Origin of the sequence: Microbispora sp. GKU 823 (genome assembly GCF_002027145.1) — a bacterium.
GTDB lineage: Bacteria > Actinomycetota > Actinomycetes > Streptosporangiales > Streptosporangiaceae > Microbispora > Microbispora siamensis.
Map to the genome: position 1 here is coordinate 1 of NZ_MWJN01000145.1, position 17,119 is coordinate 17,119.

14 protein-coding genes are annotated in these 17,119 nt (G+C 71.7%); 7 read left to right on the forward strand and 7 right to left on the reverse strand.

Annotated elements, in window-relative coordinates; all coding sequences use genetic code 11:
- On the reverse strand, nucleotides 1-976 hold a 976-nt coding region (locus B1L11_RS41120), incomplete at its 3' end, for a serine/threonine-protein kinase (RefSeq protein WP_256863325.1).
- A gap of 220 nt (nucleotides 977-1,196) precedes the next feature.
- Between B1L11_RS41120 and B1L11_RS47595 the strand changes: the two genes are divergently transcribed.
- Nucleotides 1,197-1,388, forward strand: coding sequence for a hypothetical protein (locus tag B1L11_RS47595; RefSeq protein ID WP_179155556.1), 192 nt, complete (start codon nucleotides 1,197-1,199; stop codon nucleotides 1,386-1,388).
- A gap of 74 nt (nucleotides 1,389-1,462) precedes the next feature.
- Nucleotides 1,463-2,410 (forward strand): SRPBCC family protein, encoded by a 948-nt coding sequence (locus B1L11_RS47600; protein ID WP_256863327.1) that lies wholly within the window; start codon nucleotides 1,463-1,465, stop codon nucleotides 2,408-2,410.
- Nucleotides 2,411-2,501: 91 nt separating this feature from the next.
- On the opposite strand, the gene B1L11_RS41130 is transcribed toward B1L11_RS47600, so the two are convergent.
- Nucleotides 2,502-2,924, reverse strand: a complete 423-nt coding sequence (locus B1L11_RS41130) for a CBS domain-containing protein (RefSeq protein ID WP_079320623.1) — start codon at nucleotides 2,922-2,924, stop codon at nucleotides 2,502-2,504.
- 439 nt (nucleotides 2,925-3,363) lie between these two features.
- Here B1L11_RS41130 and B1L11_RS41135 point away from each other — a divergent pair, with 439 nt between their 5' ends.
- Nucleotides 3,364-4,884 (forward strand): ricin-type beta-trefoil lectin domain protein, encoded by a 1,521-nt coding sequence (locus tag B1L11_RS41135; protein ID WP_218671630.1) that lies wholly within the window; start codon nucleotides 3,364-3,366, stop codon nucleotides 4,882-4,884.
- Nucleotides 4,884-7,655, forward strand: a complete 2,772-nt coding sequence (locus B1L11_RS41140) for an AbfB domain-containing protein (protein ID WP_079320632.1) — start codon at nucleotides 4,884-4,886, stop codon at nucleotides 7,653-7,655. The genes B1L11_RS41135 and B1L11_RS41140 overlap by 1 nt, the downstream gene beginning before the upstream one ends.
- A gap of 54 nt (nucleotides 7,656-7,709) precedes the next feature.
- On the opposite strand, the gene B1L11_RS41145 is transcribed toward B1L11_RS41140, so the two are convergent.
- A complete protein-coding gene (locus B1L11_RS41145; protein WP_079320624.1) occupies nucleotides 7,710-8,510 on the reverse strand; it encodes a helix-turn-helix transcriptional regulator in 801 nt (266 codons plus the stop codon).
- 83 nt (nucleotides 8,511-8,593) lie between these two features.
- On the opposite strand from B1L11_RS41145, the gene ilvD reads away from it, so the two are divergent.
- Nucleotides 8,594-10,432, forward strand: a complete 1,839-nt coding sequence (gene ilvD / locus B1L11_RS41150; protein ID WP_079320625.1) for a dihydroxy-acid dehydratase — start codon at nucleotides 8,594-8,596, stop codon at nucleotides 10,430-10,432.
- A 108-nt stretch (nucleotides 10,433-10,540) separates the two neighbouring features.
- Here ilvD and B1L11_RS41155 read toward each other — a convergent pair whose 3' ends face one another.
- The gene (locus B1L11_RS41155; RefSeq protein WP_256863326.1) at nucleotides 10,541-10,681 is read right to left on the reverse strand and encodes a transposase; all 141 of its coding nucleotides are present in this window, start codon (nucleotides 10,679-10,681) and stop codon (nucleotides 10,541-10,543) included.
- A gap of 149 nt (nucleotides 10,682-10,830) precedes the next feature.
- Here B1L11_RS41155 and B1L11_RS41160 point away from each other — a divergent pair, with 149 nt between their 5' ends.
- Entirely contained in the window at nucleotides 10,831-12,027 is a 1,197-nt protein-coding gene (locus B1L11_RS41160) for an RNA-guided endonuclease TnpB family protein (RefSeq protein WP_079320627.1), read from the forward strand.
- A gap of 43 nt (nucleotides 12,028-12,070) precedes the next feature.
- Here B1L11_RS41160 and B1L11_RS41165 read toward each other — a convergent pair whose 3' ends face one another.
- A complete protein-coding gene (locus tag B1L11_RS41165) occupies nucleotides 12,071-15,100 on the reverse strand; it encodes an NEW3 domain-containing protein (RefSeq protein ID WP_079320628.1) in 3,030 nt (1,009 codons plus the stop codon).
- A gap of 167 nt (nucleotides 15,101-15,267) precedes the next feature.
- Nucleotides 15,268-15,978, reverse strand: coding sequence for an ABC transporter permease (locus B1L11_RS41170; protein ID WP_079320629.1), 711 nt, complete (start codon nucleotides 15,976-15,978; stop codon nucleotides 15,268-15,270).
- Nucleotides 15,979-16,089: 111 nt separating this feature from the next.
- On the opposite strand from B1L11_RS41170, the gene B1L11_RS41175 reads away from it, so the two are divergent.
- Nucleotides 16,090-16,620, forward strand: a complete 531-nt coding sequence (locus tag B1L11_RS41175; RefSeq protein WP_079320630.1) for an XdhC family protein — start codon at nucleotides 16,090-16,092, stop codon at nucleotides 16,618-16,620.
- Nucleotides 16,621-16,732: 112 nt separating this feature from the next.
- Here the strand turns inward: B1L11_RS41175 and B1L11_RS46165 are convergent.
- Nucleotides 16,733-17,119, reverse strand: a 387-nt coding sequence (locus tag B1L11_RS46165; protein WP_179155558.1) for a cellulose binding domain-containing protein, incomplete at its 5' end; no start/stop codon positions are given.

A 17,119-nucleotide genomic window follows, 5' to 3' on the forward strand; every position in this document is an offset into this window, starting at 1 on the left:
AGAGGCGGCAGCAGCGCGAAGGCGGCGGCCACCGTGGCCGCCACGGCCACGACCACGGCGGCGATCGCGGCCCTGACCCGCCTGCGCCGGCCGCCGCCCGGCACGGTGACCGGCCCGGACGCCCCGGACACTCCAGGCGGCGCGGCCGGCGCGACCGGTGCGGCCTGCGGGTCGTGGCGCGGGCGCACGAGGCGGTCGAGGATCTCCCGCGCGGTCGGCCGCAGGCCCGGGTCCTTGGCGAGGCAGGCCGCGAGCAGGTCGCGCAGCGGCGCCTCGATCCCCTCCAGGTCGGGCTCGTGGTTGAGGATCCTGTTGATGATGGCGGGGATGGCGTCGGCGCCGAACGGCGGGCGCCGGTGGCGGCGAACGCGATCGTGGACGCCCAGGCGAACACGTCGAGCGCGAAGCCGAGCTCACCGGCCGAGAGCAGCTCGGGCGCCATGTAGGCGGGGGTCCCCACGACCTGGCTGGTCATCGTGCTCGTGGTGGCGAGGGCGCGGGCGATCCCGAAGTCGATGACGCGCGGCCCGTCCGAGCCGATCAGCACGTTCTGCGGCTTGAAATCCCGGTGGAGGACCCCGGCGTCGTGCAGGGCGACCAGAGCGGTGGCCGTGGCGATGGCGAGCCGTTCGAGCGCACCGCCCGACAACGGGCCCCGTGTGGCCACCACCTGGTTCAGCGGAGGCCCCTGGACGTACTCGCTCACGATGTACGGCCGGCCGCCGTCCATGCCGGACTCCAGCACCTGGGCGGTGCAGAACCGGGCGACCCTGCGGGCGAGCTCCGCCTCGCGGGTGAAGTCGGCGCGGGCCGCGGCGTCCTGGCCGAGCCGCGCGTGGAAGAGCTTGACGGCGACGAGGTCGCCGGACTCCGCCTCGCCCAGGTAGACGACGCCCTGGCCGCCCTCGCCGATCCTGCCGGTGATGCGGTAGGAGCCCAGGCGTGCGGGATCGCTCGGCTCCAGCGGCTGCGGCATGACTCTCCGGTGGGTCGGGGGGCACGTACGGCACTCCCAGTATCCCGCCGAAGATCGCCCACAGCTCCCGGTTCAGCGAAGATCAGGCGAGCGGGCCCGCCGAGTGCCCATGCCGGAACGAGCCCGGTTTCCGCCTTTCGCCCAGACCTGGTGAGCTTCGCCGTCGACTGGGTAGGGCGGTGGCGAACGACGGCGAACGGGCGAACAAGGGGGAATCGCCATGGTCGTCAGCACTCGTCCAAGGCAGGACCGGTCCCAGAACGTCATCGTGCTCCGGCAGGCGCCATCGATGTCCCGTACGATCTCCGCGGCAGGGCTCGGCGCCGTCGGCGGGATGGTCACCGAGTACCTGTTCGATCCCGAGCTCGCCGGACCCGCCGTGCTCGGGTCCGCGACAAGGGCGTCCACCTGACGCACGAATTCAGAAACGCCGGCAGAGCCGTCGTCTGCGACGTCGCCAACCGGAGCCGGGGGGTCGTCAAGAGCATCCGCTACCGCGCCGGCGGACGGGACGTCGACGACGAGGTTCTCCACGAGCGTGTGCGCGCCGAACTGGGCCGTTACGTCCGCCACCCGCACGCGGTTGAAGTCCGCGTCGAGAGCGGCCGGGTGACCCTCACCGGTGACCTGCTCGAGAAGGAGAGCCGGCGGGCGTGCCGGGCGGTGGCGTCCATACCCGGCGTCAAGACGGTGAACGCGAACTGGACCACCCACCGCGATGCCACGGGAGTGCCCCGGTTGCAGGGAGAGGGCGGGCCGCGGGGACCGGTGCCCGAACTCCTCCAGCAGCGCTGGTCGCCGACCTCCAGGTTCCTCACCGGCCTGGCCGCCGCACTCGTCTGGTCGCTGTCCGGACGGCTGCCCCGGCCGCTCGGCTACCCGCTGCGCGCCGGCAGTGCCGTACTGGCGCTCCGCGCCGCGACGAACCTGCCGCTGAGGCGTCTCACCGGGATCGGAGCAGGGCGTCGCGCGATCGACATCCAGGACGCGATCACGGTGAACGCGCCACCCCAGGATGTCTGGCCGCTGCTGAGCGACTACAGCCTCTTCACCCGTTTGATGCCCGACGTGCTGGAGGTACGACGCTCCGCCGATGGCCTGCGCTCCCACTGGTCGGTCGCGGGGCCCGCCGGGGTGCCCATCCGTTTCGAGGCCGTGGAGACGATGCGGGAAGAGGGCCGGAGGATCGCCTGGAAGACCGTCGAAGGGCAACTGATCGCCCATACCGGCACGCTCGACCTGACCCCGGAGAACACCGGCCGGAGCCGTATCCGGGTCCAGCTCACCTACAACCCGGTGTTCGGCGCGGTCGGTCACGCGATGGCGGTGCTCTTCGGCGCCGATCCCGCACACAAGCTGCAGGAGGACCTGCTCCGACTGAAGTCGGTCGTCGAGGCGGGCAAATCACCGGTCGGCGCCGGCCCGCGCGCCTGAGCCCCGTGCCGACGGCCGCAGGTATCCCGTCACGTGGCCGATCATCTCGACAACCGCCGCACCGTTCGAGGGCCCCGTGGTCATGATGGGCTCAGATGTTGGGCGGGGCGGCGCTGATATCCGAGAGCGCCGAGGACGGATCTCCCTCCAGTGCCAGGTCACCGAGCGAGACGACGCCCACGGGTCGCCCCTCCTCGACCACTGGGATCCGGCGAATCGCCTTGTGGCGCATGAGGTTCAAAGCCTGGGTGGCGTCCTGGTCAGGGGTTACGGTGGCCAGGCCGGAACTGCTGCAGCACGCGCCCACGGGCGTTTCGGTGAGGTCGCGGGACTCTGCGACCGCGCGGACCACGATGTCCCGGTCGGTCACCACGCCGTAAAGCCGGTCATCTTCTGTGACCAGCACATCCCCGATGTTGTGCTCGCGCATGAGCATGGCCGCTCGCACGACGCTGGCATCTCTGGGGACGGTGACCGGAGCAGGGGTCATCACTTCGCGTACCAGCTGTGACATCTGCCGCCCTCCTGCTCATCGCCTGCCTGCGCATCGGCCGGGTGATGTCCATCATGGTGCCCACCGCCTCGCCGAGGCGTTGTTCGCCCTAACCGGTTCACAGATCGATCACGTCGTTCCAGACCTGGGTCGGCAACGGGCCCAACGCTCTGTGCTACGCCTACCCCACGCCCTCGCTTCGAACCCGTCACCCGGCCTGGCGGGGCGCGACGTTCTCCTGCCGCACGTCGCCTTCGGCGGCGCGGAAACGCTCTCCCATTCAGGCCCGCAGCCCGCGATCGGGCGACGGTCGACCGCCCGCGCCCTTTCACTCCCGTACAGCGAAGATCAAAGACGGGATGTGTTGGGAAATGTTGGGTCTTGACGGGCGGTCATACTACTGTAAAGGTTCTTTTCAGAGAGCGCTCTCACGTCTCCTCCACCCCCCAGAAGGACTGCCGTGAGACTCACCGTGCTGACCGGCGCGGCGGTGTTCGCCGCCGTGCTCGCCTTCCCCTCCGTGTCCGCGCACGCCGCCCCCTCCCCCGTCCCCCCGTCTGATCCCGGCGGCACCGCGGCGACGATGCAGCAGGCGTTGCAGCGCGACCTGCGCCTGACCCCCGAGCAGGCGCGGGTCCGCCAGACGCACGAAGCCGCGGCGGCGGCCGTCGAACGGCGGGTCCGCGCCGAACTCGGCGACCGCTTCGCCGGCGCCTGGTACGACCCCGCGCAGCAGCGCCTGGCCGCCGGCGTCCTGGACGCGGGCGATGCCGAGCGCGTGCGCCAGGCGGGCGCCGTGCCCGTCTCCGTGAAGCGCAGCGACAGGCAACTGAACGCCGTCAAGGCCGCGCTCGACCGCGCCGCCGGCGCCGCGGGCACCGGCGTCTACGGCTGGTACGTCGACCCGGCCGCCAACGCGGTCGTCGTGTCGGCCGCCGACCAGGCCACGGCGGCGGGATTCGTGCAGGCCGCGTCCGCCGACGCCGCGGCGACGCGGATCTCCGTCGCCCAGGCCCCCCGCCTCGTCTACGACATCCGGGGCGGCGACCAGTACGTCATCAACGGCAACGTGCTGTGCTCCGTCGGGTTCTCGGTGAACAACGGCGGCTTCGTCACCGCCGGGCACTGCGGGCGCGCCGGCAATCCGACGCTGGGATACAACAACGTCGCCCAGGGCACCTTCGCCGCCTCGTCGTTCCCCGACAACGACTACGCCTGGGTGCGCACCAACGGCGACTGGACGCCGCGCCCCTGGGTCAGCAACTACGGCGGCGGCACCGTCTCGGTGGCCGGCTCCCAGGAGGCCCCCGTCGGGGCGTCGATCTGCCGCTCCGGGCGCACCACCGGCTGGCGCTGCGGGGTCGTCCAGGCCAAGAACGTGACCGTGAACTACTCGGGCTCGCTGGTCTACGGGCTCACCCAGACCAGCGCGTGCGCGGAGGGTGGCGACTCGGGCGGCGCCTACATGTCCGGCGACCAGGCGCAGGGTGTCACCTCCGGCGCCGCGGGGAACTGCTCGACCGGCGGCACCACCTTCTTCCAGCCGGTCAACGAGATCCTCGGCGCGTACGGCCTGAGCCTGACCACCACGGGCGGCGACACGAGCGCGCTGATCAGCAGCCTCAACAACAAGTGCATCGACGTGCCGGGCGCCAACTTCAGCGACGGCGTGCCGCTGCAGATGTACACGTGCAACGGCACCAACGCGCAACGGTGGACGTTCACCGGCGGCACCCTGCGCACGCAGAACAACCTGTGCATGGACGTGGCCTGGGGGTCCAGGGACAACGGCGCCGTGATCCAGATCGCGACCTGCAGCGGCAATCCCGCTCAGCAGTTCGTGCTCAGCGCGGCCGGTGACCTGGTCAACCCGCAGTCCAACAAGTGCGTCGACATCGACGGCTGGAACCCGAACGACGGCGCCCGGCTGATCCAGTGGGAGTGCCACGGCGGCGCCAACCAGAAGTGGCGGCGGGGCTGATGCCGGTGATCCAGCTTCGCCGGATTCTCGCCGCCGCGACCGCCCTCCTGCTCACGGCGGCCTGCCTGATCCTCACCGCGCCCGCCGCGTCCGCCGCCGTCTGGCAGCCGAAGACGCCGCCCCTGTTCACGCCCTGGACCGCCCAGGTGTCCCCCGCCAACGCCCTGCCCGACTATCCGCGTCCCCAGCTCGTCCGGCCCGAATGGCTCAACCTCAACGGCGTGTGGGAGTTCGCCGGCGCGTCCACCCTCGACTCGCCCCCGATCGGCCGGACGCTCGCGGAGGGCGTGCTCGTGCCGTACCCGATCGAGTCCGCCCTGTCGGGGATCAAGCGCCATGAGGACAGCATGTTCTACCGGCGCGCCTTCACCGTCCCGTCCGGCTGGACCGGGCGCCGGGTGATGCTCAACTTCGGGGCGGTCACCTGGGAGACCCGGGTGTGGGTGAACGGCACCCAGGTCGGCCGGCACACCGGCGGCTACGACGCCTTCTCCTTCGACATCACCTCCGCCCTGCGATCCGGGGACAACGAGCTGATCGTCGGGGTGTCCTCGCCGATCGACGGCAGCGCGTTCCCCATCGGCAAGCAGCGCCGCAACCCGAGCGGCATCTGGTACACCGCGTCGTCGGGCATCTGGCAGACGGTGTGGCTCGAACCGGTGAACGCCGCGCACGTCACCCGGCTCGACACCACCCCGGACGTGTCCGCAGGGGTCCTGGACCTCGTCGTGCAGGGCACCGGCGACCAGGCCAGGGCCGAGGTGCTGAGCGGCGGAACGGTCGTCGGCTCGGCCACCGGCACGGTCGGCGCGCACATCCGCGTCCCCGTCCCGAACGCCCGCCTGTGGTCTCCGGACGACCCGTTCCTGTACGACCTGCGCGTCACGCTCACGGGGAACGGCGGCGGCGACGTCGTGACCGGCTACTTCGGCATGCGGTCGATCGGCAAGGCGGTCGTCGGCGGCGTGCTGCGCCCGGTGCTGAACGGGAAGTTCGTGTTCCAGCTCGGCACCCTCGACCAGGGCTACTGGCCGGACGGGATCTACACCGCGCCGACCGACGAGGCGCTGCGCTTCGACCTGGAGCGGCAGAAGGCCCTGGGCTTCACGATGGTCCGCAAGCACATCAAGGTCGAACCCGCCCGCTGGTACTACTGGGCCGACAAGCTGGGCCTGATGGTCTGGCAGGACATGCCCTCGCTCGACGCGGTGGACGACACGCCGGAGCGCAGCCACGCCAACTACGAGTCGGAGCTGCGCAGGATCGTCGAGCAGCTCAAGGGCATCACGTCGATCGTGATGTGGATCCCGTTCAACGAGGGCTGGGGCGAATACGACAACCAGCGCATCGTCGACCTGGTCCGATCCGTCGACTCGACCAGGCTGGTCGACCACGACTCCGGGTCGAACTGCTGCGTCTCCGACCCCGAGCCGACCAACGGCGACGTGATCGACGACCACTGGTATCAGGTCCCCGGCGAGACCGACACCCGGCTCCCCTCGGCCACCCGGATCGCCGTGCTCGGCGAGTTCGGCGGCCTCGGCAGGCGCGTCCAGGGCCACGAGTACCAGCCCGGCGCCGGGTTCGCGTACGGCGACCTGTACCCGGACGAAGGGTCGCTGACCAACCGCTACGTCGAGGTCACCAGGCAGGTGGAACGTCTCGTGCACTCCCGCGGGCTGTCCGCCTCGGTCTACACCGAGCCGTACGACGTGGAGAACGAGGTCAACGGGTTCTACACGTACGACCGCCGGGTGCTCAAGATGACCGAGTCGCGCGTACGGGAGGCCAACCGGCACCTGCTGGCGGTCGCGGCGGGCACGGACGTCCCCCGGGGCGAGCTGGTGTCGTTGCGGGTGACCACGCCCGGCTACACCGGCCGCTACCTGCGCCACCAGGACGGGCTCGCCCGCACCGACGTGATCGACGGAGCGAGCGCCGACCTGGCCAAGCAGGACGCGACGTTCTGGACGCGCCCGGGCCTGGCCGACTCCTCGTGCGTGTCGTTCGAGTCGCGCAACTTCCCGGGCGAGTATCTGCGCCACTCGGACTACCGGCTGCGCAAGGACCGCCAGGACGGCACGGCCCTGTTCGCGGCCGACGCCACGTTCTGCCCGCGCGAGGGGCCGGGCGGGACCAGGCTGGAGTCCTACAACCTGCGCGGCTACTACGTCCGCCACTACAACGAGCTCGTCTACGTCGCGAAACAGGGCGGCGCCAACCCCTGGGACGCCGCCGCGAGCTTCACCGCCGACACCACGTGGGCGGTGACCGTGCCCCTGTGGCGCAGCGGCGCCGACCTGCCGCTCGACCAGGCCCGATCGCTGCGGGTGACCACGCCGGGGTTCACCGACCGTTACCTGCGGCACCAGAACGGCCTGGCCCGCACCGACGTGGTCACCGCCGGGAGCGACGCCCTGCTGAAGTCCGACGCGACCTTCGTCGTACGGCGCGGCCTGGCCCAGCCGACCTGCTACTCGCTGGAGTCGCGCAACTATCCGGGCCGCTACCTGCGGCATTCCAACTTCCGGGTCCGCCTGGACGCCCCGGACGGCAGCGACCTGTTCCGCCGCGACGCCACCTTCTGCGCGCAGCCCGGCAGCACCGCCGGGAGCGTACGCCTGGCGTCGCTCAACGAACTGGGCGCGAGCGTCCGGCACTACGCCGAGGAGGTCTGGGTCGCCTCCAGCGGCGGCGCGCATCCCTACGACAACCCCGCCTCGTACGCCGAGGACGTGAGCTGGGCGGTCACCGCCGCCTGGGCTCCGTAACCGCGGAGGGGAGCCGTCGTGCGGAGGACCTCCGCACGACGGCTCCCCCGCGCCTCACCCCGCCACGGGGGTGTAGACGACCAGGTGCAGATCGGGGTGGTCGGCGGGCGCCAGCCGGTGGTGCTCGAAGCGCACCGTGCCCGCGACCGGATGCCTGAACACCCGCTCACGGGAGGTGAAGCCCTCGACGTGATGGCTCTGCCAGGCGTCGCGGAACGGCTCGCTGACCCGTAGCAGGCGCTGGATGACCGGCGAGCGGGCCAGGTCGCCGAGGCGCGGCCCGGCCTCGGCACGGAACTCCGCGAGGAACCGGCGGCTGGTGGTCTCCCAGTCGGGCAGCAGGTCGCGGACGTAAGGGTCGGTGAAGACCAGCCACAGCAGGTTGCGCTCGTCCGGTCCGGCCGTGGCCACGTTCGGATACAGCGTCGTGTAGGCGGCGTTCCACCCGCAGATCGTCCAGTCCGGGGCGATGGCGTAGGCCGGGAAGCCGGCGAGCGCGTCGAGGAGGCGCTGGACGTGAGCGGGCGCGGCGTGCGCGGACGGCTCGGCGGGCCGGCTGGGACTCGGGGCGTATCCGGCCAGGGAGAGGACATACGTGTGCTCGGCGGCGGTCAGGCGCAGGGTGCGGGCGAGAGCGTCCAGGACCTGGCGGGAGGGCTGGATGTCGCGGCCCTGCTCCAGCCAGGTGTACCAGGTGGCGCTGACCCCGGAGAGCGTGGCGACCTCCTCACGGCGCAGGCCGCCCCGGCGGCGGGGCCCGGCCGGGGGCAGGCCGACCGCGGTCGGGTCCAGACGTGTGCGCTTCGCCCGCAGGAAGCCGCCCAGTTCCGTCCGCCGCTGTGGTGCCGTTCCCATGGGGTCAGGGTAAGTGCTGGTAGCAGAAGTACTAGCAGCGCCGCTGTCTTCGCCCCGCCTCCATGCGCCGCGAGCATGGGGGCATGCCACAACTGAGATCCCGTACGGTCACCCACGGACGGAACATGGCCGGAGCGCGTGCCCTGATGCGCGCCTCCGGCGTGCCGAGCCGGGACATCGGCGTCAAACCGGTAGTCGCGGTGGCCAACAGCTTCACCGAGTTCGTCCCCGGCCACACGCACCTGCAGCCGGTGGGCCGCATCGTGTGCGAGGCCATCACCGGCGCGGGCGGCATCGCGCGGGAGTTCAACACCATCGCGGTCGACGACGGCATCGCGATGGGACACGCCGGGATGCTGTACTCGCTGCCGTCCCGGGACCTGATCGCCGACTCCATCGAGTACATGGTCCAGGCCCACTGCGCCGACGCCCTGGTGTGCGTCTCGAACTGCGACAAGATCACGCCGGGGATGCTGATGGCCGCGCTGCGGCTGAACATCCCCACCGTGTTCGTCTCCGGCGGCCCCATGGAGGGCGGGCGGGCGGTGCTGGCCGACGGCACGGTTCGCACGCGCCTGGAACTGGTCACCGCGATGTCCGAGGCGGTCAACCCGGCCGTGTCCGACGCGGACGTCGCCCGCATCGAAGAAGCGGCGTGCCCCACCTGCGGCTCGTGTGCGGGGATGTTCACCGCCAACTCGATGAACTGCCTGGTGGAGGCGCTCGGCCTGGCCCTGCCCGGCAACGGCTCGACCCTCGCCACCCACACCGCCCGCCGGAGGCTGTACGAGCAGGCCGGACGTACGGTCATGGAACTGACCGCGCGCTACTACGACAAGGACGACGCCTCCGTCCTGCCCCGGGCCATCGCCTCGCGGGCGGCCTTCGACAACGCCATGGCCCTGGATCTGGCCATGGGAGGCTCCACCAACACCGTTCTCCACCTGCTCGCCGCGGCCCACGAGGCCGAACTCGACTACACCCTGCGCGACATCGCCCGCTCGCGCATCGTGCCGTGCCTGTGCAAGGTCGCCCCCAACAGCCCCTACCTGATGGAGGACGTCCACCGGGCCGGCGGCGTGCCCGCCCTTCTGGGCGAGTTGCACCGCGCCGGGCTGCTCCACGAGAACGTGCACGCCGTCCACGCCGAATCGCTCACCCAGTGGCTGGCCACCTGGGACATCAGGGGCGCGGCACCCGCGCCCGAGGCCCTCGATCTCTTCCACGCCGCCCCCGGCGGCGTCCGCTCCGCCACCGCCTTCTCCCAGTCGGCGCGGTGGGAGTCCCTGGACACGGACGCCGCGGGCGGCTGCGTCCGCGACGCGGCCCACGCCTACACACCCGACGGCGGGCTGGCGGTCCTGCGCGGCAACCTCGCCCCCGACGGCGCCGTGGTCAAATCCGCCGGTGTCCCCGACGGCATGCGCGTCTTCACCGGCCGCGCGGTGGTGACCGAATCACAGGAGGAAGCCGCGGAAGCCGTCCTGTCCGGCAGAGTGACGCCGGGCAGCGTGCTGGTCATCCGCTACGAGGGCCCGCGCGGCGGCCCCGGGATGCAGGAGATGCTCTACCCCACCGCCTACCTCAAGGGCCGCGGCCTCGCCGACGTGTGCGCCGTGGTCACCGACGGCCGCTTCTCCGGCGGCAGTTCCGGCCTGGCGGTCGGCCATGTCTCACCCGAGGCCGCGGCGGGCGGTCCCCTCGCGCTGGTCGAGGACGGCGACGTGATCACCGTCGACGTCGCCGCACGCACCCTCCACGTCCGGGTGCCCGACGCGGACCTCGCCGCCCGCCGTGCCCGGCTGGAAGGCGACACCGGCTATCGGCCCCGCGACCGTGACCGGCACGTCTCCACGGCCCTGCGCGCCTACGCGGCACTGGCGCAGTCCGCCGACACCGGAGCGGTGCGACTGCTCGGGTGACCAGGCCCGTCAGCCGGTGCCGGCGCGCGTCCTCCGCGTACCCCCGCGCTACGGGGATCGTCCGCAGTGCTCCTGCCTTCAGGCCGGGGGTGCAGCGGACTTGCCCGCTTAGCGGGGCAGGGAAAGCCGATTCGCCGCCAAGGCGGACAGGGCGCCCCTGGGCGGGAAGTTCACGAGCAGGTGCACGTGGTGGGCCTCGCCGTTGAAGTCGGCCAGTTCGTACTCGAAGTTGGCGCAGACGTCACGCATGATCTGCTCCATGCGCTCCAGGTGCGTACCGGTGAATACCCGAGCCGGAACTTCGTCACGAGAACCAGGCGGGCGTGCAGGACGAAAACGCCGCGCCTGCTTGTTCTAACGCTCCTTACTCGCCGATCAACCGATGGTAAAACAATAGTGTGCAGCTCCGGTACAACGTCCGTCTCTATCCGACGCCGGGTCAGCGTCACGCCCTGGCCCGCGCGTTCGGGTGCGCTCGGGTGGTGTTCAACGACGCGCTGCGCGCACGGCAGGACGCGCGCGAGAACGGCTTGCCGTACATCTCGGACGGGGACCTGTCCAAGCGGGTCATCACGCAGGCAAAGAAGACCCCGCAACGCGTCTGGTTGGGCGAGGTCTCCGCCGTGGTGTTACAACAGGCACTCGCCGACCTGAACACTGCCTACCGGAACTTCTTCGCCTCGATCACCGGTAAGCGGAAGGGGCCGAAGGTGGCACCGCCCCGCTTTCGGTCCCGTAAAGACAACCGGCAGGCGGTCCGCTTCACGAAGAATGCCCGATTCTCGATCACGGCGGGTGGGAAGCTTCGGCTGCCGAAGATTGGAGATGTTCCGGTGCGTTGGTCCCGCTCCCTGCCCGCCGAACCGTCGTCGGTCACGGTGGTCAAGGACGCAGCCGACAGGTACTTCGCCTCGTTCCTCGTCGAGACCAGCGACGAGCCGCTGCCCGAGTCGGCGGCAGAGGTGGGAATCGACCTGGGCCTGTCCCACTTTGCCGTCACCTCCGATGGCCGGAGGGTGGACAACCCGCGTTTCCTCCGCCGGGCCGAGCGACGCCTGCGTAAGGCTCAACAGGATCTCAGCCGCAAGGTTAAGGGCAGCGCGAATCGGGCCAAGGCCAGGGCCAGGGTTGCCAGGGCGCATGCCCGAGTGGCCGACGCTCGGCGCGACTGGGCACACAAGCTCTCCACCGCGTTGATCCGCGAGAATCAAGCGGTGTACGTGGAGAACCTTGCCGTGTCCAGCCTCGGCCGCACCCGCTTGGCCAAGAGCGTGCATGACGCGGGCTGGTCTCAGTTCATTGGGATGCTGGAGTACAAGGCGGTCCGGTACGGCCGCCACTTCGCCAAGATCGACCGGTGGTTCCCCTCCTCCAAGCTCTGTGCTGACTGCGGGACCGTCACTGAGTCGATGCCGCTGAACGTCCGGTCGTGGGAGTGCCCATGCGGGGCGGCCCACGACCGGGACGTCAACGCGGCGAAGAACATCCTGGCCGCCGGACGGGCGGACAGGCTAAACGCCTGTGGAGCGCAGGTAAGACCGGGGCCTGCCCCGGCACAGCGCGAGGAAGCAGGAAGCCTCAGAGGTGCTGTGTGAAGCGGCACGGGCTGAATCCCCGGCCTTCAGGCCGGGGAGCGCGTCAAGGGGAGCTGCGGCCCTCCAGGCCCGCGATCGCGATCGTGCCGGAGGTGCCGCGCAGGCCGAAGCCGTAGCGGAAGCCCTCGCGGGCCTGCGGGGTGGCGAGCGTGCCGCCGATGTCCGCCGTACGCAGCGGACGCCACTGGCCGCCCGTGTAGGCGAAGGAGGTGATGGTGTCGCCGGACAGCACCAGCGCGAACCTGTCGCCCGGCTTCAGGCTCAGCGGGGCGTCGCCCGGCGTGGCCAGGAACCGGCCGCCGACCCGCACGTTGATGCCCGACTGCTTGCGGGTGTTGTTGTACCAGGCGGTCACATAGGTGCCCGCGTCCTTGACCCAGCCGACGAACACGCTGTCCTCCGGGCTGCCGGTCCCGGCGAACGTCCCGGCCGTGACCACGCTGACCGCGTCGGCCGACGAGAGCCCCGCCGGTCCGGCGGCCAGGCCGAAGAACGGCTGAGTGCCGCTGCCCGCGAACCGGCCGCCGCCGGCCGTGACCACCGGCAGTGCCTCGCCGCCCTCGGGTTTGTAGAGGGTGTAGCCCGCCGAGGTGTCGGTGCCGAAGTCGTCCTCCGCCTCCGTCTTGCCGTAGGCGTCCGGGTCGAGCCCCACGGTCACCTGGGCGTAGGGGCTCACGGCCCGCGCCGACCCGTCGTACTCGGCGACCGCCCGCACCGGGTGGGCGCCGGGGCGCGGCGCGGTTCCGGCGGGCGGCGCGACCCGCCAGCGCACGGTGAACTCGCCGCCCGGCCGCACCACCGGGGTGCGCGGACTGCCGACCGGCTCGGCCGACCAGCCCGGCGGCACGGCCAGCGACGCCGTGACCCGGGTGGCGGGCGTGCGTCCCCGGTTGGCGAAGGTGGTGGTCACCTCCGCGGGCACGCCCGCGTGCGCCTGCCCGGCGACGGCCACGTCCACCGTGGTGTCGCCCGCGGCGGGCGACCAGGCCTGCAGTTCGGTGACGCCGACGTACGCGCCGGGCGGGTTGCCGAACACCAGCCGGATCCTGGTCGTGGTCAGGGCCGGGAACGTGACGCGGTTCAGTGCCGCGCCGACGGGCCGTTCCGGCGTGCGGGTCTGGTCCGGCACCTCGCGCCAGGCCGCGCCGTCCCAGAACTCCAGCCGGTACGACGCCGGGGCCTTGACCCCGCCGCCGTCGTCGTAGGCGTAGAACCGCACGTCGCTCACCCGGGTCGGCACGCCGAAGTCCACGCCGAGATGGTCCTCGGCGTTCGGGGAGCGGTAGTTGGTCCACCGGTTGTGCGGGATGTCGTCGTAGAAGATCCGCCCGTCCACGGTGTCCCACACGTTGTCGATGCCGTTCGTGTACGACGCGAACGGCTTGGGGTAGCCGGTGCCGTACGGATTGGCGGCGTCGTCGCTCGGACGCGAGGACCGGCCGGGCGACGCGGCGGCCGGCACGCGGGCGGTCAGCTCGCCGACCGTGGCCCGGCGGGCGGCCGGCCTGCCGTCCACGTAGACGCGCATGCCCGCGCCCTGGCCATACCTGCTGCCGTCGCGGTCCCACAGGACCGTCACGTTGTGCCCGTGGTAGGGCACGTTCTCCAGCGCGAAGTAGTCCCACCCGGCCGGCACGAGCGGGTTCAGCACGACCCTGCCGTCCGGCTGCGGGCGCAGCCCGATCAGGCCGCTGATCACCAGGTCGTTGAAGGTCGAGTGGTTGTAGTGCTCGCTGTGACCCCGGGAGTCGTAGATCCAGCGCGGCTCGTCCGGATGGTGCGCCTCGGCGACGTACGGGTGCCCGTCCTTGTACTGCGTGAGCGCGTAACCGCGCAGCACGGCGTAGTAGTCGGCGGCGGTGATCACGTCCTGGTCGTAGTCGTCCAGCAGGTTGGCCATCGCGGTCAGCGTCGTCGAGGTCGAGTAGGGCCAGCTCGGCCCGTCCCAGCGGCAGCAGCCGCTCAGCGCGTCCCGCATGAACAGCGGGCTGCGCCGCTCCGCGGTGGTCGGCCCGTACGGCGCGGCGAACCCCTGCGGGTCGAGCAGTTGCGCCCACGCCTTCTCCGTGCCGGGCTTGGCCATGTCGAACGCCCACGGCACGAACCCGATCTGCTCGCGGGTGGACACCAGTTTCTGCTGCGGGTCCAGGTCGGCGCGGGCCTTGTGGTAGAAGAAGGACCGTTGCGGGTCCCATAGATAGCGGTGCAGCGCGTCCCGCAGCGACGCCGCCCGCTTCTCGAACTTCTCGGCCAGGGCCTTGTCGCCACCCATGTCCGCGATGGCCGCGATCGCCTTGGCGTCGCCGTACTGGTAGGCGTTCAGCGTCGGCCGGTAGCCCGCGCCGCCGTGGTAGGGATCGGCCGGGTCGGTCTCGTAGGAGGAGGCGGTGTACTCCATGGCGTCCCACACCGGCACCGACCAGTAGAGCCCGAGCTTCGCGTCGTACTGGCCGCCCCACTTGTCGTACTGCCGGACCAGGTCGGGCAGCAGTCCCTCGACGAAGGACGCGTCGCCGGTCACCAGGTAGCGCTGGTAGGCGGCGTCGGCCGCCCACCAGGAGTACTGGTGTGCCCAGTCGTCGGTGTCCTTGTTGACGTAGTCCTCCTTCGGCTTGGGGCCGGCGCCCGGTCCCTGCAGCCAGTAGGTGAGGTAGTCGTCGATCGGACGGGTGTCGCGCAGCCAGCGCCCCTCGTACACATGGTGACCCGCGGCGGCGACGATGCCGCCGAGCGGGGCGGAGTATCCGGGCGGATTGTGGAACTCGGTGACGACGTCGCCGGTCGCGGAGTCGGTGTAGCGGATGTGCCGCTTGTAGGTGCTCCAGCGGTAGTAGTAGACGTCCTGGATCTCCCGGTCGGGCACCTCCAGGAACGGGATGTTGGCCTTGTACCACTCCGGCTCGGCGTAGCCCGAGACGAGCGCGTCGTGGTCGAGGAAGGCGGTGCCCCTGCCGACCTCCGGGTACGCCGCGGGCGGCGTCTGGGCGTGGGCGCCTCGGCCGGGGCGGGGATCGAGGGTGGTCGGCGCGGCCAGCGCCGCGAGCGTCGCGAGCACCGCGACGGCGTGTCTCATGGTCACCTCGGGACGTTCTCTGCGTTTTCAGGGGGGTAGCGGAGGGTGACGGCAGGCGAAATCACTCAGATTCGATCGCACCTCATCAGGATGTGCGACCGAATCTGATCGATGTTGCACAGTCTTGACCACGTGTGGATGAAAGGCAATAGCCGTGCGATCACGGGTCAGCGCGAGAAGCGGCCGCGGGCGGCGAGTTCGATCGTGACCACGACGGCCGCCGACTCGGCGGCGAGCAGGGCGACGAGGACCGCGAGCTGTACGGCTCCCGCGTGCACGGGGTCGGAACCGGCCAGCATCATGCCGACGAACGCGCCGGGCAGCGTGACCAGGCCCACCGTACGGGTCTGGTCGAGCGCGGGCACGAGAGCCCGTGCGGCGGCCGGGCGGCAGATCTCCAGCGCCGCGTCCCGAGGGGAGAGCCCCAGCGCCAGCGCGGCCTCGACCTCCCCGCGCCGCTGCCGCAACTCGTCGAGCGCGCGGTGCCCGGCGAGGGAGGTCGCGGTGAGGCATCCGCCGAGCAGGATGCCGGTCACCGGGATCAGGGTGATCCCGCGTGTCGGCAGGACGCCCGTGACCAGCATCAGGGCCACCACCGGCGCCGTGCCCGCCGCGATCGGCACGGCGGCCCACCAACCGGCCCGCCCCCGCGTGATCCGCCGGCCGGCGGTGCCGCTCGCCACGCCGTACATGACGAGCAGGAACAGCACCACGGCGGGCAGCAGCCCGATCGCCCACCCGATGACGAGGGACACCAGGGCGAGCTGGACGGCGGCCCGCCCCGCGGCGGTCAGGACGGCCATGGCGTGGCCGGACCGGCCCAGGGCGGCGACGGCGGCCCCCGCCAGCGCGAGCAGCGCCATCACGACGCCGAGCATCGGGGGTCACCGGAAGCATCGTGTTCACAGCCCCGATCCTCCCCGCGCCCTCGCGCCCGGCGCGCCCCCGGGGGGGTCGTCCCTCGGGCGCGCGGCTGAGAAACTGCGGACATGAGCCACAGCCATGACGAGGACCCCGCGTGCGCGGCCGCCCACGGCGAAGCGCTGCCCGAGGAGGCGAGGCGGACGCTGGTCGCGGTGTTCGCGTCTCCGGTGGCGAATCACCTGCTGCGCTTCGGCGCGGAGCTGGGCTTCCGGCCGATCCTGCTGGAACCCGACCCGGACCGCGGGCTCGGCGGCCTCCCTGCGGGCTCGGTCCCGGTGGTGAGGGAGGTGGGCGACCACCTGGACGGCACGGCCGACGTGGTCGTCACCGACCACCACCGCGCGGAGATCGGGCCGATACTGCGTGACGTTCTCGGCAGCCCCGCGCGCTGGATCGGCGTCATGGGCAGTCCCCGCCACCCGGGCCCGCACGTGCGGGCGCTGACCGAGCTGGGCGTACCGCCCGAGGAGATCGCCCGCGTGCACCGCCCGATCGGGCTCAACATCGGCTCCCGTACGCCTCCGGAGATCGCGGTGGCCACGCTCGCCGGCCTGATCGCCGACAGGAACGGCAGGCCCGGCGGCTTCGCGCACTGACGCTCCGCCAACGCACCGACTCCCCACCACGCACAGGGGGCACCCCCGCGGGTGGCGGGGGTGCCCCTGCACGCTCCTCCTGGTCAGGAGCGCGTCATCACGGTTGCACCGGTCAGGAGGCGCTGCACGTCAGCGTCGGCGTCTCCGCGCTGCCGTTGGCGACGAACCCGAAGGTGGTGGTGCCGCCGGCGGCCAGCATGCCGTTCCAGGACTCGTTGCGCACGGAGACCGAGGCGCCGGAGCCGGACTTGACGCCGCCCCACAGCTGGGTGATGGACGGGGAGCCGGACCAGCTCCAGTTCACCGTCCAACCCCTGACCGCCGAGCTGCCGGCGCGGACCGTGACCTCGGACTGGAAGCCGCCGGGCCAGGAGTTGATCGTACGGATCGTCGCACTGCACCCGCCCGGCTCCGGCGAGTCCCCGGGCGGAGGGGCTGACCGGCGGGGTCGGGGCTCGGGCTGGACCGGGGGCGTCGGGGCTGGGGCTGGGGCCTGACC